The organism is Aciditerrimonas ferrireducens (assembly GCF_023130475.1).
In the GTDB taxonomy this organism is placed as follows: Bacteria; Actinomycetota; Acidimicrobiia; order Acidimicrobiales; family UBA8190; genus Aciditerrimonas; species Aciditerrimonas ferrireducens.
The window spans coordinates 25275-44931 of sequence record NZ_JAKHEX010000019.1; the positions used below are offsets into that span (position 1 = coordinate 25275).

Here is a 19657-nt window from a genome sequence, read left to right on the forward strand (position 1 = left end):
GGTGCGGGGTAGCGTGCCGGGGATGATCCCCTTCGACGAGGCGACGGCGGTCGAGACCATCGCCCCGGGCCGTTACCGGGGCGAGGTGAGCCCAGGCTGGACGATCGGGCCGAAGCCGAACGGGGGTTACCTGTTGGCCATGCTGGGGCGGGCGGTGGCCGCCTCGAGCCCCCATCCGGACCCGGTGGCCGTCTCGGCCCACTTCCTCTGGGCACCCGATCCGGGGACGGTGACCATCGACGTGGGACTCCTGCGGGCCGGACGGAGCGCCAGCCAGCTGCGGGCCGAGTTGCGCCAGGAGGAGCGGGTCTGTGTCGCCGCCCTCTTCACCCAGGGGCGGCTCGGGGAGGAGCCCGTCCACTGGGACCAAGGCGCCCCCCGGGCACCAGAGGTCCCCTTCGAGGCCTGCGTGCCGTCGTCCGGGACCAACCCGAGCGGGGTGCGGGTGGCCCTCATGGACCAGGTGGAGGTCCGCCTCGACCCGGCATGCACGGCGTTCGCCCGGGGCGAGCCGAGCGGTCGTGGGGTGGTGGAGGGCTGGCTGGCCCTCCGGGACGAACGGCCCTTCGACCCCCTGTCGCTCCTGTTCGCCCTCGACGCCTTCCCCCCGGCGAGCTTCGACATCGCGCGGACCGGCTGGGTGCCGACCCTCGAGCTCACCTGCTACTTGCGGGCCCGGCCGGCGCCGGGGCCCCTACGGCTGCGGCAGGCCGCCCAGCTGGTCGCCGGGGAACGCTTCGACGAGACCTGCATGGCGTGGGACCGCACCGGCCGCCTCGTTGGTCAGGCCACCCAGCTGGCCGGCATCCGCCTCGGCGGCTGAGCACCGGCTGGGCTGCGGGGAGCAGGTCCCGCCCGGAGATCGCTTGGACGCCCTGGTCCTTCCTCCTCGGAGGGCTGGAGGGTATCATGCGGCAGGTGTCCACCGCAAGGTGGGCAGGGGGAGGGAGAGGGGGTCTCACATGGCCTCTGATGTCGCCGCTGCCGTCCCGTCGCCGGGAACCCCGGGCGCCGGGACCGCCGAGCCGCTCGGCTCGTTCGAACAGGCCGACGTCCACCTGCGGAAATCGCTCGGCTTCACCTCGCTGCTGTTCTTGTCCATGGGGGCCATCATCGGGTCGGGCTGGCTGCTCGCGGCCCTGGCCGCGGCGTCGGTCGCCGGCCCGGCTTCCATCCTCAGCTGGGTGATCGGCGGGGTCTTCATCATCTTCATCGCCCTCTCCTATGCCGAGATCTCCGGCATGCTGCCCCGCAGCGGCGCGATCGTCCGCTACCCCCAGCTGACCCACGGGTCGGCCACCGGCTGGATCATGGGGTGGACCTACTGGCTGACGGCCTTGGCCGTGCCGGCCATCGAGGCCGAGGCGGTCGTGACCTACGTCGGGGGCCGCTACCCGAGCGCGGGCTTCAAAGCCACTCGGCACGGGGTGGTCGTGCTCACCGGGTCGGGCATCGGCTTCGCCATCGGCCTCATGGTGCTCTTCGCGTTCGTGAACTTCTTCGGGGTCCGGTTGCTCGGCGAGTGGAACAAGTGGTTCACCTGGTGGAAGATCATCATCCCCACGGCCACGTTCTGCATGCTGTTCGTGGCCTTCCGATCCTCGAACTTCACGGGCCTCCAGGGCGGGTTCTTCGCCACCGGCACCGCCAACGTCTTCGTGGCCCTCTCGACCACCGGCATCATCTTCGCCTACCTGGGCTTCCGCCAGGCGCTCGACTTCGCCGGCGAGAGCATCCGGCCGGCTCGGGACGTGCCCCTGGCCACCATCCTCTCCATCGTCCTCGGCATGCTCATCTACGCCCTCCTCCAGGTCGGGTTCATCGGCGCCCTGGTCTGGCACAAGGCGGGCGTGCACCCGGGCAACTGGGCCGGTTTGGCCTCGAGCTCGTGGGCCTCCACCCCCCTGTACTCGGCACTCGAGGCCGCTGGGATCGGGGCGCTCGCCACCTTCGCCTCCCTGCTGCTCTACGACGCCGGCATCTCCCCGTCGGGCACCGGCTGGATCTACCTCGGCACTGCCACCCGAACCACCTACGGTCTCGGGGTGGGACGATTCGGGCCGAAGGCCCTCACGCGGCACAACCGCTTCGGCGTGCCCTGGCTCTCCCTCCTCATCGCCCTCGTGATCGGCTGCGTGTTCTTCGTGCCTGCACCGAGCTGGTACAAGCTCGTCGGGTTCATCACCTCGACCACCGTCCTGACCTACATCATGGGCGGCGTCGGCCTCCCGGTCCTCCGGCGCTATGCGCCGAATCTCCACCGCCCGTTCCGTCTCCGGGGGGGCGTGGTTCTGGGCGCCGGTGGGGTTCCTCGCAGCGGTCATGATCGTCTTCTGGACCACCTACGTCACCCTCGCCGACGTCTACGCGGCGGTCTTCGTCGGCTTGCCCATCTTCGGCTGGTACTACGCCGCCGAGCACGGCTGGGTCGACCGTCCCAAGATCGGGGTCCTCGGCGCCGTCTTCCTGGCCGCGTGGATCTTCATCCAGTTCCGGGGTGGCTGGGTCATGCGGGTCGTGACCCCCGTCGACCCGGCCCGCCACGGGTTCTGGAGCTTCGCCACCTACGACATCGCCTCGTCGGCCTGTGTCGCTTTCTACCTCGTCGGCCTCTACCTCCTCGCCAACCAGGAAGGCCGTCGCCACGTCCGGGCCAGTGTCTGGCTGGTGGTGATGATGCTGGCCTTGTTCCCCTTGGAGTACTGGACGGCCGACCTCGGCCCCCATACCACCGAGCCGGTCTCCTTCACCGTCGGGACGATCGTGGCGGCCGCCGTCGGGCTGGTCTGCTACTACTGGGGCGTGGCTTCGGGGTTCTCCACCCCCGAGCTGCAGGACATCCTGGCCGGCGGCGGGGCCCAGGCTGCAGCAGCGGTGCCGCCCTCGCCTGCCCCAGCGCAGACGCCGGCGCCCGCCCCCGCCCCGGCTCCGTTCTCGTCGCCCTCGCCGCCAGCACCCGAGGGTGCCTGAGCCCCGGTTCTCGCTCCCCCGGGGTGTCACAGGGCATTCGTAGGATGCCCCTGTGAACGCCCACCTCCTGCTCGGTCTGGCGATCGGCCTGGTTCTCGGCCTGCTGATCGGGCTCCTGCTGGCCCGGGCTCGCCTCGCCCGGCTGCGGGCCGAGCTCGAGCTGCGGTCGGCCATCGGGCAGGAGGTGCGAGCAGCCGTGGAAGCGAGCCAGCGGCCCGCGCTCGAGCACGCCCACCAGGCCCTCCTGGCCCAGGCGAACCACCAGCTCCGCCAGGCCCAAGAGGCCGTGGGCCAGGCCACCGCCGGGGTGGTCGGCCCCCTGCGGGAGCACCTGGCGAAACTCGAGGACCAGGTGCGAGAGCTCGAGCGGGCTCGGGCCGGGGCCTACGAAGGCTTGCTGACCCAGGTCCGCGAGCTGGGCCAGCGGGTGGGGGAGCTGGGGCAGGGCACCCAGGCGCTCCTCCGGGCGCTTCGGGACCCCGGGGCCCGGGGCCGCTGGGGCGAGCTGCAGCTGCGCCGGGTGGTGGAGGCGGCGGGGATGGTCGACCACGTGGACTTCGAGGAGCAGCGGGCGCTGGCTCCCGGGGAGGACGGGGACGGCCGGGCACGGCCGGACCTGGTGGTGCACCTGCCCGGCGGCGCCGTCGTGGTGGTCGACGCCAAGGTGCCCCTTGACGCCTACCTCGACGCCCAGCAGGCCGAGGACCGTCTGACGCAGCGAGCCCACCTGCAGCGCCACGCCCGGCAGCTGCGCACCCATGTGGAGGCGTTGGCCAGTCGGGGCTACAGCCGGCAGCTGGCCGGGAGCGTCGGGTCCGTCGTGGCCTTCGTTCCCGGGGAGCACCTGCTGGCCGCCGCCTTGGAGGCCGACCCGGGACTGCTCGACGACGCGCTCACCCGGGGGGTCCTGCTGGCCACACCGGTCACCTTGGTGGCGCTCTTGAAGGCCGCGGCCACCGGCTGGCAACACGAACGCCTGGCAGAGTCAGCGCGAGAGGTCCAAGCCCTCGGCCAAGAGCTGGCCCGGCGCCTCCAGCGGTTCACCACCCACCTCTCGGGGGTCGGCCAGTCCCTCGACCAGGCGGTGCGGCGCTATAACGAGGCGGTCGGATCCTTCACCAGCCGGCTGCTCCCCCAGGCCCGGCGCTTCGAGGACCTCGGGGTGGTGTCGGGGCCCGAGCTGCCCGAAGAGCCCCCGGTGCTCACCACTCAACCCCGGGAACTCCCGGGTGCCCGCTCCCCCGAGCAGTGAGGAGCGAAGCGGCGCGCCGCTCGTACACAGCGGTCCGAACGGATCGTTCTCCGACGTCCCGACCACGTTGCCGCCGTCGGTCCGACCCGGGCAGTTGCTCTCCTCCCGACCGTGGGCGAAGCCCTCGACGAGAACAGCCCGGGCCTCCCCGGTGCCCGCATCGCCGTGCCGGTCTACAACGACCGGGGGATCGTCGACGAGATCGTGCCCACCTCGGTGGAGGACGCGACCTACCACGACCTCTGCACCACCGGCACGGCGGTCCAGGCCGCCGTCTACCCCGGTGAGCACCTCCTCACCGACGACGAGGCGCAGCACAACGTCCTGCAGTTCATCGCCCAACGGCTCGCCGGAGCGCCGCCGGTCGACAGCTGCCTCACGAACCCGAACACGCTCTGAGTCGCTGCCGGCAGCCCCACCCTCCTCGGTAGACACACACATCACCTCTTCGCGTACACTTGAACCGTGGAGGTCGGCGTGCGAGAACTACGAGAGAACCTGCGCCGTTACCTGGCGTCGGTGCAGGAGGGCGAAGAGGTCGTCGTCACTGCCCGAGGCATGGCCGTCGCCCGGATCGTCCCGATCGAGGGCGGGCGTGCGCTGGATCGTGCCGTCGCCGCGGGGATCGTGCGCCCAGCATCCCGGCCGCGACGGAGCAGGCCCGCTCGTCGGGTGGCGAGTCGCGGCGGTGTGAGCGACTTGGTCGGCGACCAGCGCCGTTGATCGTCTACTTCGACACCTCTGCCATCGTTCCCATCCTCATCGAGGAGCCCTCCAGCAGGGTTGCGTCGCGGCTCTGGGACGAGGCCGACCGGGCCGTCTCGTCCCGACTGGTCTACGCGGAAGGCAGGGCTGCTCTGGCAATGGCTCGTCGACTCGACCGGCTCGACGCCTCAGGACTCCGAGAAGCGGTCCGGGCGTTCGACGACCTCCACGAGCAACTCGACCTGGTCGAGGTCACCGAGAGACTCGTCCGGGAAGCCGGCGCATTGGCCGAGCGGTTCGGCCTTCGCGGCTACGACGCCGTCCACCTGGCCTCGGCGTGGTCCGTTGCAGACGCCCAGACGGTCGTGGCGACAGGCGATGGCGCGCTGTGCGCTGCAGCTCGAGCGATGGGGATGGCGACGGCCGAGCTGGCCCAATGAGCAGAGCGCCTGCCGGCTTTCGACGTGGCCGACCGGTGTGACGAGAGGCCGACCGGTCCGACCTCACGGGCCCGGTGGCCGACCGGTCTCGTCTCGAGCCGGGGTGCGTCGGCCCTCGGGGTCCTCGGGGGTGCGGTTCCGGACCGTCCGCACCGGGACCTCGGGGAGCCGACGGCGCCGATCGCCGGTCCAGGGGGCGGGGACGACCGTGAGCCGGCGAGCCAAGGCGTAGGCCGCAGGCTCGTAGTTCACCCGCCACCCCTGGAAGTCCCGCCAGGCGGCAGCCGAGGGCCGCTCGATGGGGAAGCCGACCTCGGCGAGTCGGGCCACGCCCTCGGCGAACTCGGCCTCGGTGAGCTCGATGCCCTGGTCGGGGCGGGGATCCCGGTCGACCGGCACCCCGACGGTCTCCGCCAGCTCCTGCAGGCAGGTGAAGCCCATGCGCAGGCAGAGCCGGGCCTCCACCGGGGCGCTGCTCGGCGCAAGGGACAGGTGCAGCGCCGCGGCGTCGAGGACCGCCAGGAGCCCGACGAGCCAGGACGAGGTGGGCTGGGGGGAACGGAAGCGGAGCAGGACCGGGTAGGTCGTGTGGCTCTCGGCCACGTCGGCCGCCCAGCGCTCCCAGTCGCCGTAGAGGGGAGCCAGGTCCTGGCGGACGAAGCCGACCCGGGTCCGAGCCAGCAGCTCGGGGCCCCAGGGGGGCAGGCCCGCCGAAGCGGCCAGCAGGGTCACGAGCGTCTCCCGGCGGTTGTACGCAGCGTAGAGCGTTGGGAGGTAGGCGACCTGGAGGGCGATGACGGCCATGCCGGTGAAAGCGGCGCCGGTGCAGACCACCCGAGTCCAGGCGTCGGGGTGGCTCGGCAGGCTCAGGGTGCCCATGGCGGCCGCCACCTCGGCCAAGCCGGTGGGGAACCGGCCGGTGACCGGCTCCAAAAGCAGCGCCCCGCCCACGAGCAACAGGGCCACCCAGACCACCAGGGTGCCCAGCACCTCGACCGCACCCTGCGAGGCCAGGAGTCGGTCGTTGGCCTCCCACGTCCGAAGGGGGCGGCTCAGGAGCCCGTAGACGGCCTCGATGCCCCGGTCCAGGCTCCGCACCAGGACCGACCGATGGGCTCGCGGCACGACCAAGCTGGCCAGGATGCTCCAGAGCACCGCCAGGGTGAGCGCCCCGCCGACGACGGCCAGGACCAGCCGGAGGGAGCTCGGCACGACCGGATGGTACCGACCCTTCCCGCCACCTTCCCCAGTAGGGTGGGGCAGGTGGGGGCGTCCCAAGAGGCCGATCGGCTCGAAGGCGAGACCGTCGAGCTCCTCCAGACCCTCATCCGCAACGCCTGCGTGAACGACGGCTCGGAGGGCTCGGGTGAGGAGCACCGCAACGCCGCGGTGCTCACCGCCCTTCTCGAGGGCAGCGGCGTCGACCTGGAGCGCTACGAGCCCGCCCCCGGCCGGGTCTCGCTCGTGGCCAGTGTCGACCCGCCCCGGCCGGACGGCCCGGTCCTCGTCTACCTGGCTCACACCGACGTCGTGCCCGTCAGCCCCGAGGGCTGGCGCCGGGACCCCTTCGGCGGCGAGCTGGTCGACGGCGAGGTCTGGGGCCGTGGGGCGGTCGACATGCTGAACCTGACGGCCACCATGGCCGTGGCCCTCCGTCACCTCCTGGCCCGGGGCCGCCCGCCCTGTGGTCTGGTCTACGTAGCGGTGGCCGACGAGGAGGCCGGCGGGCACCTCGGGGCGAAGTGGCTCGTCGAGCACCTGCCCCTTTTGCGCCGGGTCCACGGGGTGGTCTCGGAGTTCGGCGGCATGCCGCTTCGCACCCCCTCGGGGGCCACGAAGCTGCCGGTGGTCGTGGCCGAGAAGGGCGTGAACTGGACCCGCCTCGTGGTCCACGGCCGGCCCGGCCACGGCTCGCAGCCCTTTGGGGCCGACAACGCCCTGGCCAAGGCGGCGCTCGTCGTCCAGCGCCTCCTGGCCAGCGAGCCCGAGGTCCGGGTCCTGCCGGTCTGGGAGGCCTACGTCGCGGGCCTCGGCCTGCCCCCTGAGCTCACCGAGGCCCTCCTCGACCCCGCCGGGGTGGACCGGGTCCTCCCCGAGCTGCCCCAGGCCCTGGCCGCCCAGGCCCACGCCGCCACCCGGGCCACCTTCACCCCGACGGTGGCCCACGGCGGGACGAAGACGAACGTCATCCCCGACCGGGTCGAGCTCGAGGTCGACATCCGCATCCTGCCCGGCGAGGACCCCGCCGAGGTGCCGGCCCGGCTGGCCGCTGCCCTCGGGGACCTGGCCCCCTCGGTCGAGATCGACCAGCGCCACCGGGACCCAGGCAGCGAGTCGCCCACCGACACGCCCCTCTGGCACGCCCTGGCCCGCAGCGCCCAGCAGATCGTGCCGGGCAGCGAGCTCCTGCCCTTCCTGGTCGCCGGGGGCACCGACTCCCGGTTCTTCCGGGCCCTCGGCGTCCCCGCCTACGGGTTCGGGCTCTTCAGCGAGCGCCTCCCCCTCGGGGACTTCCAGGCCATGTTCCACGGCAACGACGAGCGGGTCGACGTCGAGTCCCTACGCCGCTCGGCCGAGCTCTTCGCCGCCCTGCCCGGCCACTTCGCCGACCTCGCCGGCTGAAGCCGGCTGAACGGGTCGCCGGGGGCCCCGAGCCCCGGTCCGTGGCCTGCTGGTCTCAGCGGCTCGGTGAGGGGTCGGCCTCGGCGGCCGGGGTGGCCCAGACCACGAGCGCGTCGAGGGCCCAGGCCCCCTCGGGGGTGGCGAGGAGGGGGTTGAGCTCCACGGTGTCCAGGGCATCCCCCAGGGCCTGGCCCAGGCGGGCGAGCGCCCCGATGGCCGCCAGGAGGGCCTGCTGGTCGACCGGCGGCCGACCCCGGGCCCCGGCCAGGAGCCGGCCGATCCGGAGCCCGGTCAGCGCGTCTGCGACGTCGTCGGGCTGCGCGGGCAAGGGGAGGAGGGCCCGGTCCGCCAGGAGCTCCACCAGGGTGCCGCCCGCCCCGAGCACCAGGAACGAACCGAGGCGCGGGTCCCGCTGGACCGCCGCCAGCAGCTCCACCCCGCCCCGCTTGAGCGGCGAGACCAGCAGGCCAGCACCTTCGACGCCCTGCCGCGCCGCCAGCTCGAGGAGTCGCAGGGCGGCGGCCCGGAGCTCCTCGGGGCGGCGCAGGTCCAGGGCCACCCCGCCGAGGTCCGAGCGGTGGGCCAGGCCGGGGGCCACGAGCTTCAGCACCACCGGCCAGCCGAGCCGGTCTGCCGCCGCCAGGGCCTCCTCGGGGTCCCGGGCGGTTTCGGCCGGCACCAGGGGGATCCCGTGGTCGGCCAAGAGCCCCCGGGCGACCAGCTCCCCCCAGACGCCCCGGGCCCCGGGGGGTGGGGCCAGGGTGCCGACCGGCGGGGGCGGTGGCCGGTCCAGGCGCCGTTCCCGGCGCTCCTGCCAGCGCATGGCCCGTCCCAGGGCCCCCATGCCGTGCTCGATCCCGTCCAGCAGGTGGAGGTCGAACCGGGCGGCCAGCTCCCCGGCGAAACCCCCCAGGTCGCCGCCCCCGCTGGCCTGCAGCACGACCGGCACCGCCGAGCCGGCCTGGAGGGCGGCCACCTGGGCCAGCCGGGCCACGAGCGGGCTCGGGTCCGCCGGGGCCACCCGGGGCAGGCTGAGCTGGAACAGCAGGGTGTCGAAGGTGCCCGGGGCGTCCGCTGCCACCACCTCCAGGGCCCGCAGCGAGAGGGTCGGGTCGACCACCACGTAGCCGGTCACGTCCAGGGGGTTCCGCAGGGCGGCGAAGCTCGGCAGGCGCTCCCCGAGCGCCGCCTGGGTGGCCGCCGGGAAGGGGGGCAGCTCGAAGCCCTCGTCCGAGGCCCGGTCGGCGATGAGGTCGCAGGCCCCGCCCGACACCGCCACGACCCCCAGCCGGCGCCCCAGCCGCCGGGGCCTCGGGCCGCGCTGGAGGGCGGCGAGGAGGCCGGCGGTGGCCAGCAGGTCCTCCAGGCTGTCCACCGGCACCACCCCCAGGTGCTCCAGGAAGGCCCGGGTGCGGGCGGCGTCCCCGGCGACCGCCCCGGTGTGGGCCAGGGCGGCCGCCTGGCCGGCCTGGGAACGGCCCACGTGGAGGGCCACCACCGGCTTGCCGGCGGCCAGGGCGGCCGAAGCGGCCTCGGCGAAGCGCTTGGGGGAGCGGATGGTCTCCAGGAACAGGGCCACCGCCGTCGTCGCGGGGTCCTCCACCAGGTAGGCCAGGACGTCGGCCACCTCGAGGACCGCCTCGTTGCCGCTCGCCACCACCAGGCTCGGCCGGATCGCCCGGGCCTGGGCCATGGCCAGCACCACGCTCGCCAGCCCCCCGCTCTGCAGGGCGATGCCCAGGGGCCCGGGCCGCAGGGGTTCGGGGAGCGGCAGGCCGTAGGGGCAGCAGCCGACGCTGGCGTGCACGAAGCCGTTGCCGTTCGGCCCGAGGACCACGAGGTCCCGCTCCTCGGCCAGGGCCACCAGCTCGGCCTCCCGGGCCTGGCCGGCCGGGCCGGCCTCGGCGAACCCGGCGGTCAGGACCACGGCGTGGCGGACCCCGAGGTCGGCAGCCTCGACGAGGACCCCCAGGACCGCCTCGGTGGGCACCATGACGAACAGCAGGTCCGGCAGCTCGGGCAGGGCCGAGAGGGACGGGTAGGCCGCCTGGCCGTGGACCACCCGGTGGCGCGGATGGACCAGGTAGACCGGCCGGTCCCCGGCGTGGGCCCGCCAGTTCTCGAAGGTTGCCTGGGACCACCGGGACGCGTCCGTGGCCCCCACCAGGGCCAGGGAACGGGGCCGGAAGAACGCCCCGAGCCGACCCGGGTCCAGTCGGCGCCGCCCTGCCCCCCGGCGAGCGGCTCCCGTCGTGCTCCCCATCGCCCCTCCCCCGAGGCGCCCCCGTCGGGTGCCCTTTGGCTGATTCTCCGCCCGCCCCGGGTCCCTCGCAACGACCCTCGCCCGCCTCGGCCGACCACCTGGGCCCAGCAGCCGGGGTCCGCCGGGCCGCAGCCGTGCGTCGTGTTCCGAACAGGTACCTCTCCGGTTGACGCTCAGCGCCCTTCGGTTCACCATGGGAGGGCGGGCGTGGGGTCCGCCGGGCCGGGGAGGGGCGATGGGCGAGGGCCTGCTCGAGGGGAAGGTGGCCGTGGTGACCGGCGCCAGCCGGGGCATCGGGGCGGCCATCGCCGAGCGCCTCGGGGCCGAGGGGGCGACCGTGGTCCTCGCCGCCCGGACCGCCGAGCCCGGGGGCCACCGGCTGCCCGGGTCCCTGGCCGAGACCGCCGAGGCGGTGCGCCGGGCCGGCGGCAAGGCCCTGGTCGTGCCGACCGACCTCGCCCGGGCCGAGGCCCGCGAGCACCTGGCAGCCGAGGCGGCCGCTGCCGGGCCGGTCGAGGTGCTGGTGCACAACGCCGCGGTGACCTTCTTCGAGCCGGTCGCCACCTTCGACCTGCGCCGGGCCCAGCTCATGGTCGAGGTGCAGGTGCTGGCCGCCCTTCATTTGGCCCAGCTGGTGCTGCCCGCCATGCAGGAACGCCGCCGGGGCTGGATCTGCCTCGTCTCGTCCCTGGCCGCCCGCCACCCGGCCATGCCCCCGCCCGAGCGGGCCCGCCGGGGCGGTGGCACCGTCTACGGCATGGTGAAGGCGGCCCTCGAACGCCTGGCCACCGGCCTGGCCGCCGAGGTCTACGACCAGTGCATCGCGGTGAACGCGGTCGCCCCGGCCAGGGTGGTGCCGACCCCGGGGACCCGGTTCCACGGCCTGGTCCGCCCCGGGGACCCGACCCAAGAGCTCGAGGGGCCCGAGGTCATGGCCGAGGCGGTCGCGGCCCTCGTGACCGCCGACCCCCGGCAGTTGACCGGGCGGGTGGTCCTCTCCACCGAGCTCCTGGCCGAGCTGGGCCGTACGCCGCTGCCCCTTGCCGGGACGGGGGCCTGATGGGGATCCTCGAGGGCCGGGTCGCCCTGGTCACCGGGGCGGGGCGGGGCATCGGGGCGGCCGTGGCCCGCCTGCTCGCCGCCGAGGGGGCCGCGGTGGTGGTGAGCGACCTCGGGGTCGCCCTCGACGGGAGCGGCCCGAGCGACCAGCCCGCCCAGCAGGTCGCCGAGGAGATCCGCCGGGCCGGGGGCGAGGCGCTCCCCGACGCCACCGATGTCGTCGACTTCGGGGCCTGCGCCGCCCTGGTCGAGCGGGCCGTCGAGGCCTACGGCCACCTCGACGTGGTGGTGACCGCGGCCGGGATCCTCCGGGACCGCATGCTGTTCAACCTCAGCGAGGCGGACTGGGACGCGGTGGTGGCGGTCCACCTGAAGGGCACCTTCAACGTGGCCCGCCACGCCGCGGTCTGGTGGCGGGCACAGCGGAACCCCGAGGGCCACTACCGCCTGGTCACCTTCACCTCCGGTTCGGGCCTCCACGGGGCCCCCGGCCAGCCGAACTACGCGGCGGCGAAGATGGGGATCGTCGGCTTCACCTTCAGCTGCGCGAACGCCCTCGGCCGCTATGGGGTCACGGCGAACGCCGTTGCCCCGGCGGCCGCCACCCGCATGACCGAGTCCATCCCCGCGGAGCGCCGGCGGGGCGGCCCGGGGGCCGACGACCGCTCCCCGGAGCGGATCGCACCGCTGGTCTGCTATCTGGCCAGCACCCGTTCGGACTGGTTGACCGGGCAGGTCCTCTCGGCCCGGGGCACCCAGATCGGCCTCTACGCCATGCCCCAGGTCACCCGCCAGGTCACCTGGGCCGGCGAGCTCGACCTGGAGGGGATCTTCTCGGCCCTCGAGCGCAGCTTCCGGCCCGCGGTCGCCGGCGCCCAGGCGTCCCGCGCAGCCGAGCTGGCAGCCCAGGCCAGCGCAGCCGGCGAACCGGTCGGCACGAGCGACGCAAAGGAGTGAGACCGTGGGGATCGACCCGTCGAAGGTCACCGGGGCGTGGAGCGAACCGGTCGAGCGGACCTGGAGCGCCACCGACGCCATCCTCTACGCCCTCGGGGTCGGGGCGGCCGCCGAGGACCCCCTCGGGCCCGAACTGGCCTTCGTGAGCGAGCTGACCACCGGCCGGCCCCAGCGGGTCCTCCCGACCTTCGCCACGATCGTCGGCCGGCCCCCGGTGCGGGTCTCGGACCTGGGGGAGGTCGACCACCGGATGCTCGTCGACGGGGGCCGCCGGGTCCGCTGGTACCGGCCGCTGCCCCCCGAGGGCCGGGCCCTGGTCCGGGGACGGCTGGCCGGCGTCTACGACAAGGGCAGCGGGGCCCTCCTGGTGAGCCAGGCCGAGCTGCGGGACGCCGAGGACGGGGAGCTGCTCTGCACCCTCGAAGCCCAGGCCTTCCTCCGGGGGGCCGGCGGCTTCGGCGGGGACCGGGGCCCGAGCGGCCCTCGGCACCAGCCGCCCGAGCGGCCCCCCGACGAGGTGGTCACCCTCCGGACCCGGCCCGACCAAGCCCTCCTCTACCGGCTCTCGGGGGACCGGAACCCCTTGCACGCCGACCCGGCCTTCGCTGAGGCAGCCGGGTTCCCCCGGCCGATCCTCCACGGCCTGTGCACCTTCGGCTTCACCGGCCGGGCCCTGCTCCAGGCGCTCTGCGACCACGACCCGGCCCGGCTGGTGGCCATGGAGGGCCGGTTCTCGAAGCCGGTCTACCCCGGCGAGTCCCTGGCGGTCAGCATCTGGCGGGACGAGCAGGGGGCGATCTTCCAGACCACCGCCAGCTCCGGGCAGGTGGTCGTCGACCAGGGCCGCTGCGAGGTGGCGGCCCTCTAGAGGGGGTGGGGACCGTGGAGCTCGACCTGGGACCGCGGGCCGAGGCGTTCCGGGCGGAGATCCGGGAGTGGATCGCCGAGGCGGCACCACCGGAGCTGGCCCACCTGGCCGACTGGTGGGCGCCGCTCATGGCCGGGGCGAGCCGCCGCCGGCTGGAGGCCGCCGAGCAGCACCCGGCGTATCGCACCTGGGAGGAGCGCTGCGCCGAAGCCCGCCTCATCTGCCCCCAGTGGCCCGCGGAGGTCGGCGGGCGGGGGCTCGGGCCCCTGGAGATGGCCGTGCTGCACGAGGAGTTCCACCGGGCCGGGGTGCCGAGGATCACCCGGGGCATGGGGGAGAGCCTGGTGGGGCCCTCGGTCATCGTCCACGGCACCCCCGAGCAGCGGGCCCGGTTCCTGCCCCGCATCATCGACGGCACCGACCGCTACTGCCAGGGGTTCTCCGAGCCGGGCCACGGCTCGGACCTCGCCGGGGTCGAGACCCGCGGGGTGGTGGACGGGGACGAGATCGTCATCACCGGGCAGAAGGTCTGGACCTCGGGAGCCCAGCGGGCCACCATGATCTTCGTCCTCTGCCGCACCGACCCGGCGGCCCCCAAGCACCGGGGCCTCTCCTACGTCCTTGTGCCCATGGCCGGCAACCACATCGAGGTGCGGCCCATCCGCCAGCTGACCGGCGGGGCCGAGTTCTGCGCCGAGTTCCTCGACGGGGCCCGGGCCCCGCTCGGCAACGTCATCGGCGGGCTCCACAACGGCTGGCGGGTCGCCATGACCACCCTCGGCAACGAGCGCGGCGGCCGGGCTGCGGTGGCGCACCTGAGCTTCGAACGGGAGTTCTGGGACCTCGTCGCCGAGGCCCACAAGCGGGGCCGCACCGCCGACCCCCTGGTCCGCCAGCGCCTCGCCTGGGCCTACACCCAGGTGCAGCTCATGCGCTTCTCGGGTCTGCGGCTGCTGGCCACCCTGGCCAACCAGCGGGAGCCGGGCCCCGAGGCGTCGGTGGCGAAGCTCCAGTGGAGCGAGTACCACCGGGCCTTCGGGGAGCTGGCCCTCGACCTGCTCGGCGAGGAGGGCACCCTCGCCGGGGAGCCCGAGGACCCCGGTGGGCGCCTCGGGCGCTGGCAGGAGGTGTTCCTCCTCTCCCGGGCCGGCACCATCTACTCGGGGACCAGCGAGATCCAGCGCAACATCGTGGCCGAGCGGGCCCTCGGCCTGCCCAAGGACCCGCCAGTCGCCTAGCGCCCTCAGCGGACCAGGGCGGCGAGGAGGACGGCCAGGAGGCCGCTCAGGAAGACCCCGTCGAAGGTGCCGGCCCCGCCGATGGAGACCACCGGGGCGCCGAGGCGGGCGATGCTCCGCAGGTGGGCCAGGTCGGCGCCGAGCAGGGTGCCGAGGGTCCCCCCGATGTAGGCCAGGGCCCCGGCGTGGTGCGTCGAGACCCCGAGGGCCACCAGGGCAGCCACGATCGGCGGCACGAGCCCCGGCAGGGCGATGCCCAGGCCCGGCACCGGTCGGGCCAGGGCCAGGGCCGCGAGGAACACCGCGGCGAGGGGCACGAGCGGGCTCGCCCCGACCCCGGTCCGCCACCAGACGTAGCCCGAGAGGGCCGTGGGGACCAGGGCACCGCCGACGTTCACCGCCAGGACCGTGTGGTCCTGGACCCGCCGGGGCACCAGCCACCGGACCCCCCAGGCCTGGACCACCGCCAGCTCGGTGCGCTCCCCGCCCCGCAGCCGGGCCACCGGCAGGTTCACCCCGGCGCCGAGGAAGCAGACCACCACGGTGGCCAGGGCCTGCAGCGGGGTGAGGCCCAGGCTGGCGAAGGTGGCGGCCAGGGCCCCGAGGGCCAAGAGCGCGACGACGGCCAGGGCCGGCAGGGCCAGCAGGAGAAGGAGCAGGGGGCCGAGCGGCCAGTAGTGCGGCCCGCCCCGGCCCCCGGGGCCCGGTCCCACCTCAGGCGCCCGGCTCGCCCGGCGCCGGCGTCCCGGGCCCTTGCAGGTGGGTGGCGAAGAACGCCGCGATGCGCCGGCGAGCGTCCTCGTCGGCTTCCGGGTCGAAGCGGATCCCAGCGAGGGCCAGGAACGTCTCGCCGAGGCCCAGGGGGCCCCGGTGCAGGTTCATGAAGCCGTGGCCCGCCCCCGGGTACTCCCGGACGTCGTGGGGCACCCCGTTGGCCGCCAGCGCGGCCTGAAGGCGAGCGGCCGCGCCCTTCAGGGTCCGGTCCCGGCCCCCGAAGCTGCCGATCACCGGGCAGGCGCCCCGCAGGAGCGCCTCGGCGTCCTCGGGCACCTCCCCGTAGTTCACCGAGGAGGCGGCGTAGCCGCCCTGGCCGGCCAGGAGGAGGGCGAAGCCGCCGCCCAGGCAGAACCCGATGACCCCCACCCGCCCGGTGCAGGTCGGCTGGGCGGCCAGCCAGCTGCGCACCGCGTCGAGCTGCTCGAAGATCCGGCCCCGCCGGGCCCGGAGGGCCGAGAAGGCGGCCAGCACGCAGCGGGCCCGGCCCTCGGCGAAGAGGTCGGGGGCGGCGGCCAGGTACCCCTGGCCGGCCAGCCAGGCGGCCTGGCGGCGCAGGTCGGCGGTCATGCCGAAGACGTCGTGGACCACCACCACCCCCGGCACGGGCCGGTCGGTGGGGGGGCCGACGAGGTGGACCGGGATCTGCCCGCCGGCGAAGGGGACCTGGACCTGGGGCACGGCGGCGATGCTACGGCCCGGGGGGCCTCAGGGGCGCGCCGCGGCCCGCAGGGCCTGCCAGATCCGCTCGGGGGAAAGGGGCGGGTCGAGGTGCCGGACCCCGTAGGGGGCCAGGGCGTCGAGCACGGCGTTCACCACCGCCGGGGTGGCCCCGACGGTGCCCGACTCCCCGACCCCTTTGGCGCCCAGGGGGTTCCGGGGGGTGGGCACGGGGTGTTCGGCGGTCTCGAAGCTCGGCAGCTCGGCCGCCGAGGGCACCCGGTACTCGGCCAGGGTGGTGCCCAGGGGCTGGCCGGACTCGTCGAACCGGACCTCCTCGTAGAGGGCCTGGGCGATCCCCTGGGCCAGACCGCCGTGCACCTGGCCGGCCACGACCCGGGGGTTGATGACCGTGCCGCAGTCGTCGACCGCCACCACCCGGGTCACCCTGGCCAGGCCGGTCTCGAGGTCCACCTCGCAGACCGCCAGGTGGGCGCCGTTCGGGTAGGTGCCCTCGGGCTGGGCCGCATCGGCCTCGGCGAAGAGCCCCTCGGGGCCGAGCAGGGCCCGGCCCTCGGGCGCCTCGGCCAGGGCGGCCAGCTCGGCCCAGTCGAGGGAGCGGGCCGGCACTCCGGCCACCTGGAGGCGCCCCTCGGCCACCTCGATGTCCTCCACCGCGGCTTCCAGGTGGGCGGCGGCGAGGGCTTTCGCCTTCGCCAGCACCTCGTCGGCGGCGAGCTTGGCGGCGCCACCGCCGAGCTGGCCAGAGCGGGAACCGAAGGTGCCGGTCCCCCGGGGCACCAGGCCGGTGTCCGAGGCGACCAGCCGGACCTGCTCGAGGGGCACCCCCAAGGTGGCGGCCACCACCTGGGCGAAGGTGGTGGCGTGCCCCTGGCCGTGGGGGGAGGAGCCGGTCACCAGCTCCACCGTGCCCGTCGGGGTGACCCGCAGCGCCCCGTACTCCTCGCCGGTCCCGCTGACCTCCACGAAGCAGGCCAGGCCGATCCCCAGCTGCCAGCGGGCCCGCTCCCGGCGCCGGCGGGCCTGCTCCTCCCGGAGGCCCTCGTAGTCGGCCAGGGCCAGGACCGCCTCGAGAGCCCCGGGGTAGTCGCCGCTGTCGTAGGCCGCGCCGCTCGGGGTCTGCCGGGGCAGCTCGTCGGGCCGGAGCAGGTTCCGGCGCCGCAGCTCGGCGGGGTCCAGGCCGAGCTCGAGGGCCAGGAGGTCCATGGCCCGCTCCCACATGAGGGCCGCCTCGGGACGCCCCGCGCCCCGGTAGGGGCCGATGGGCGTGGTCGGGGTCAGGACCCCGAGGGCCTCGACCGTGAGGTTCGGCACCCGGTAGGGGCCGGCGGCCATGAGCAGGGCGGTGCGGAACGGGATCCCGCCCCGCCAGGGGTAGGCCCCCATGTCGGTCAGGGTCCGGGCCCGCAGGCCCACCAGCCGGCCGTCCCGGGTGGCGCCGAGGGTCACCTCCTGGACCTGGCCCCGGCCCTGGCTCATGGCCACGAGGTTCTCCGAGCGGGTCTCGACGTGCCGCACCGGCCGGCGAAGGCGCCGGGCCAGGGCGGCGACCACCACCTGCTCCGGGTAGGCCCCGCCCTTCGCCCCGAACCCCCCACCGACGGCCGGGACCCGCACCCGGACCGCCTCGGGGGCGAGGCCCAGGAGGCCGGCCACCGCCGCCCGGACCTGGAAGGGGGCCTGGGCCGACACCCAGAGGGTCAGGCCGCCGTCGTCCTCGGGGACCGCGAGGGTCCCGTTCGGCTCCAGGGGCACCGCCGCCACCCGCTGGTCGACGAGGCGGGCCGAGACCACCACCTCGGCGCCCTCGAGGGGGTCCCCGCCGGTCGAGACCACCTCCCGGCGGGCCACGTTGCTGCCGAGCTCCTCGAAGAGCACCGGCGCGTCCTCGGCGGCCGCCGCCACCGGGTCGACGGCGGCCGGCAGCTCCTCCAGGTCGACCTCGACCAGCTCGGCGGCGTCCACCGCCTGGGCCTCGGTCTCGGCCACCACCACCGCCAGGGCCTCGCCGACGAACCGGACCCGGTCCCGAGCCAGGCAGGGGCGGCGCAGGGCCGCCCGAGGGCCCCCCGGCGGGGGCGGCCACTCGTCGAGGCCGCCGAGGCCCAGGTCCTCCGCGCCGAACACCCCCAGCACCCCCGGGGCCTTTGCCGCCTCGTCGACCCCGATGCCCCGCACCCGGGCGTGGGCCAGGGGGGAGCGGACGAAGACGGCGTGGACGGTGCCGGGCACTGCCAGGTCGGCGACGTAGCGGGCTTGGCCTCGCAGGAGCGGCTCGTCCTCGAGCCGCTGGACGGGGTAGCCGATCACGGGCCGACGCTAGCGGGCCGAGGGCCCGGACCGGCCTGCTCAGGTGGCGGCCAGGTGCTCGAGGAGCAGGGGGGCCACCTGGTCGGCGGCCGTCGTCGGCAGCCAGTGCGACGCCCCGGCCAGGCGATGGAAGCGGTAGGGGCCCCGGACGTGGGCGGCGCAGCGCTCCGCCGCCTCGGCGGTCACGAACCAGTCCCGGTCCCCCCAGACGAAGCAGGTCGGCCGCTCCACCGGTGGCAGGGGCCGGCGCAGGGCAGTGGGGGCCGCCCGGTACCAGGCGAGGCCCCCGGCGATGGCCCGCTTGTCGGCGGCCCGGGCGGCGTAGCGTCGGGCGGTGGGCTCGTCGAGGCCCGAGCGGCGCAAGAAGGCGGCGAACCCCGCCCCGCCGGCCACCCCGAGGACCGTCTCGGGCAGCCAGGGCAGCTGGAAGAACCCCATGTACCAGGAGTGCAGGGCCTGGCGCCCGGCCCGCAGGGCCTTGGCGAAGGCCGCCGGGTGGGGCACCGAGAGGGCCTGGAGGCTCCGGACCCGCTCGGGGTGCAGGGCGGCGAGGGCCCAGGCGACCGCCGCGCCCCAGTCGTGCCCGAGCACGTCGACTCGCTCGACCCCCAGGGCGTCCACGAGGGCCAGGACGTCGCCCACCAGGGCCCCCATGCGGTAGGCCAGGCGGGGACGGGGCCGGGCGCCCGGCGCGTAGCCCCGCTGGTCGAAGGCCACCACCCGGTACCCCTCGGTGGCCAGGCTGGCCGCCAGCGGCGCCCAGCAGTGCCGGTCCTCGGGGAACCCGTGCAGGGCCACCACCACCCGGCCGCTCGCCGGGCCGGTGTCGGTCACCGGGAAGACCAGCTGGTCGTGCCGGAACTCCTCCATGCCCACCTCCCGGGGTTCGGCCTCCTCGGTCCTCACGCTCCACGCCGAAGCCCAGGGCGCGCAAGTCCGGGTCCCCTCGGCCGTTGCCAGGGGTGAGAGGGGAGGGGCGGGGCCGGCGACACCGGTCCTGACAGCACTGGGGGCGCCGGGTGGGGGTCCGGAGGGGGAGCTGGCGAGCGTTCGGGCGCACCGGGGTGGCAGCCGTGCTGCTCGGCGGAGCGGTCCTCGGCGTCGCCCTGGCCGGCCCGGCCCGGTCGGCTGAGGCAGCCGTGGTGCCCGGCACCGCCCAGGCCCTGGCCACGGCCCTCACCGTCGGCCCGGCCACCGGGGGGCTCTCCGAGGAGCTCACCTTCGGCCAGTCCCTGGCCGCCTACCTGCCCGGGGAGGCCCAGGCCCAGGCCCAGGCGGTGAACTTCGGGTCGATCGGCCTCAGCCTGACCAGCGACCAGTGCAACGGGTCCCCGCCGCTCGTCCAGCCGAGCCAGCTGCCGAAGCCGGCCACCGCCGAGTCCATCGACCAGCCCCAGAGCCAGACGGTCGACGCCGCCCCCATCCCCGGGTCCGCCGGGGTCGGCGTCGGGGTCCAGCAGGCCGCCACCACGCCGGAACCCGCGGGCACCGCCACCACCACCCTCGCCGCCTTCTCGG

General features: G+C 75.3%; 19 protein-coding genes and 1 pseudogene. 13 read left to right on the top strand and 7 right to left on the bottom strand.

Features of this window, described 5'->3' with window-relative positions; genetic code table 11:
* Positions 1-22: 22 nt before the first annotated feature.
* Positions 23-823 carry a thioesterase family protein gene (locus Acit_RS10210; protein WP_248108737.1) on the top strand — a complete coding sequence of 267 codons (801 nt, stop codon included), beginning with the start codon at positions 23-25 and terminating at the stop codon, positions 821-823.
* Positions 824-958: 135 nt separating this feature from the next.
* Here the strand turns inward: Acit_RS10210 and Acit_RS10215 are convergent, their stop codons facing one another.
* Positions 959-1213 carry a hypothetical protein gene (locus Acit_RS10215; protein ID WP_248108740.1) on the bottom strand — a complete coding sequence of 85 codons (255 nt, stop codon included), beginning with the start codon at positions 1211-1213 and terminating at the stop codon, positions 959-961.
* Here Acit_RS10215 and Acit_RS13990 point away from each other — a divergent pair.
* The 6 genes and pseudogenes from Acit_RS13990 to Acit_RS10250 form a co-directional block, all read left to right on the top strand.
* Positions 1101-2150 (top strand): annotated as a pseudogene (locus Acit_RS13990) (APC family permease); the annotation flags it as partial. The gene Acit_RS10215 and the pseudogene Acit_RS13990 sit on opposite strands and share 113 nt — an antisense overlap.
* A gap of 94 nt (positions 2151-2244) precedes the next feature.
* On the top strand, positions 2245-2970 hold the full coding sequence (locus Acit_RS10225) for a hypothetical protein (RefSeq protein ID WP_248108744.1): 726 nt from the start codon (positions 2245-2247) through the stop codon (positions 2968-2970).
* Between the two features lie 52 nt (positions 2971-3022).
* Positions 3023-4222 carry a DNA recombination protein RmuC gene (locus Acit_RS10235; protein ID WP_312710484.1) on the top strand — a complete coding sequence of 400 codons (1200 nt, stop codon included), beginning with the start codon at positions 3023-3025 and terminating at the stop codon, positions 4220-4222.
* Positions 4223-4333: 111 nt separating this feature from the next.
* Positions 4334-4621, top strand: a complete 288-nt coding sequence (locus tag Acit_RS10240; RefSeq protein WP_248108746.1) for a hypothetical protein — start codon at positions 4334-4336, stop codon at positions 4619-4621.
* A gap of 66 nt (positions 4622-4687) precedes the next feature.
* Entirely contained in the window at positions 4688-4945 is a 258-nt protein-coding gene (locus Acit_RS10245) for a type II toxin-antitoxin system Phd/YefM family antitoxin (RefSeq protein WP_248108748.1), read from the top strand.
* Positions 4942-5367: a type II toxin-antitoxin system VapC family toxin gene (locus Acit_RS10250; RefSeq protein WP_248108750.1), complete on the top strand. Its 426-nt coding sequence runs from the start codon at positions 4942-4944 to the stop codon at positions 5365-5367. The genes Acit_RS10245 and Acit_RS10250 overlap by 4 nt, the downstream gene beginning before the upstream one ends.
* Before the next feature lie 63 nt (positions 5368-5430).
* Here Acit_RS10250 and Acit_RS10255 read toward each other — a convergent pair whose 3' ends face one another.
* Positions 5431-6579 (bottom strand): hypothetical protein, encoded by a 1149-nt coding sequence (locus Acit_RS10255; protein ID WP_248108752.1) that lies wholly within the window; start codon positions 6577-6579, stop codon positions 5431-5433.
* A 51-nt stretch (positions 6580-6630) separates the two neighbouring features.
* Between Acit_RS10255 and Acit_RS10260 the strand changes: the two genes are divergently transcribed.
* Positions 6631-7989 carry a M20/M25/M40 family metallo-hydrolase gene (locus tag Acit_RS10260; RefSeq protein WP_248108754.1) on the top strand — a complete coding sequence of 453 codons (1359 nt, stop codon included), beginning with the start codon at positions 6631-6633 and terminating at the stop codon, positions 7987-7989.
* Positions 7990-8044: 55 nt separating this feature from the next.
* Here Acit_RS10260 and Acit_RS10265 read toward each other — a convergent pair whose 3' ends face one another.
* A complete protein-coding gene (locus Acit_RS10265) occupies positions 8045-10252 on the bottom strand; it encodes an acetate--CoA ligase family protein (RefSeq protein ID WP_248108756.1) in 2208 nt (735 codons plus the stop codon).
* 235 nt (positions 10253-10487) lie between these two features.
* Between Acit_RS10265 and Acit_RS10270 the strand changes: the two genes are divergently transcribed.
* Genes Acit_RS10270 through Acit_RS10285 form a run of 4 tightly spaced genes read left to right on the top strand, consistent with a single transcriptional unit; the run spans position 10488 to position 14374 of the window.
* A complete protein-coding gene (locus tag Acit_RS10270) occupies positions 10488-11312 on the top strand; it encodes an SDR family NAD(P)-dependent oxidoreductase (protein WP_248108758.1) in 825 nt (274 codons plus the stop codon).
* Positions 11312-12268, top strand: a complete 957-nt coding sequence (locus tag Acit_RS10275) for an SDR family NAD(P)-dependent oxidoreductase (RefSeq protein WP_248108761.1) — start codon at positions 11312-11314, stop codon at positions 12266-12268. The genes Acit_RS10270 and Acit_RS10275 overlap by 1 nt, the downstream gene beginning before the upstream one ends.
* A gap of 4 nt (positions 12269-12272) precedes the next feature.
* On the top strand, positions 12273-13136 hold the full coding sequence (locus tag Acit_RS10280) for a MaoC/PaaZ C-terminal domain-containing protein (RefSeq protein ID WP_248108763.1): 864 nt from the start codon (positions 12273-12275) through the stop codon (positions 13134-13136).
* A gap of 14 nt (positions 13137-13150) precedes the next feature.
* Positions 13151-14374: an acyl-CoA dehydrogenase family protein gene (locus Acit_RS10285; RefSeq protein ID WP_248108765.1), complete on the top strand. Its 1224-nt coding sequence runs from the start codon at positions 13151-13153 to the stop codon at positions 14372-14374.
* Positions 14375-14379: 5 nt separating this feature from the next.
* Here Acit_RS10285 and Acit_RS10290 read toward each other — a convergent pair whose 3' ends face one another.
* The 4 genes from Acit_RS10290 to Acit_RS10305 are packed head-to-tail and all read right to left on the bottom strand — an operon-like array spanning position 14380 to position 19045.
* The gene (locus tag Acit_RS10290; RefSeq protein ID WP_248108767.1) at positions 14380-15087 is read right to left on the bottom strand and encodes a DUF1614 domain-containing protein; all 708 of its coding nucleotides are present in this window, start codon (positions 15085-15087) and stop codon (positions 14380-14382) included.
* A 1-nt stretch (position 15088) separates the two neighbouring features.
* Positions 15089-15829 carry a dienelactone hydrolase family protein gene (locus tag Acit_RS10295; RefSeq protein ID WP_248108769.1) on the bottom strand — a complete coding sequence of 247 codons (741 nt, stop codon included), beginning with the start codon at positions 15827-15829 and terminating at the stop codon, positions 15089-15091.
* Positions 15830-15856: 27 nt separating this feature from the next.
* Positions 15857-18139 (bottom strand): xanthine dehydrogenase family protein molybdopterin-binding subunit, encoded by a 2283-nt coding sequence (locus tag Acit_RS10300; RefSeq protein WP_248108771.1) that lies wholly within the window; start codon positions 18137-18139, stop codon positions 15857-15859.
* Positions 18140-18178: 39 nt separating this feature from the next.
* Complete coding sequence (locus Acit_RS10305; protein ID WP_248108773.1) at positions 18179-19045, bottom strand: alpha/beta fold hydrolase; 867 nt, start codon at positions 19043-19045, stop codon at positions 18179-18181.
* Between the two features lie 113 nt (positions 19046-19158).
* Between Acit_RS10305 and Acit_RS10310 the strand changes: the two genes are divergently transcribed.
* Positions 19159-19657 (top strand): hypothetical protein (locus Acit_RS10310; protein WP_248108775.1); only part of this gene is annotated, 499 nt, incomplete at its 3' end.

Coding starts and splice junctions, on each gene's coding strand:
- Acit_RS10210 (WP_248108737.1), top strand. CDS start 23: ATGATCCCCTTCGACGAGGCGACGGCGGTCGAGACCATCGCCCCGGGC.
- Acit_RS10215 (WP_248108740.1), bottom strand. CDS start 1,213: ATGAAGATGATGAAGACCCCGCCGATCACCCAGCTGAGGATGGAAGCC.
- Acit_RS10225 (WP_248108744.1), top strand. CDS start 2,245: ATGCGCCGAATCTCCACCGCCCGTTCCGTCTCCGGGGGGGCGTGGTTC.
- Acit_RS10265 (WP_248108756.1), bottom strand. CDS start 10,252: ATGGGGAGCACGACGGGAGCCGCTCGCCGGGGGGCAGGGCGGCGCCGA.
- Acit_RS10270 (WP_248108758.1), top strand. CDS start 10,488: ATGGGCGAGGGCCTGCTCGAGGGGAAGGTGGCCGTGGTGACCGGCGCC.
- Acit_RS10275 (WP_248108761.1), top strand. CDS start 11,312: ATGGGGATCCTCGAGGGCCGGGTCGCCCTGGTCACCGGGGCGGGGCGG.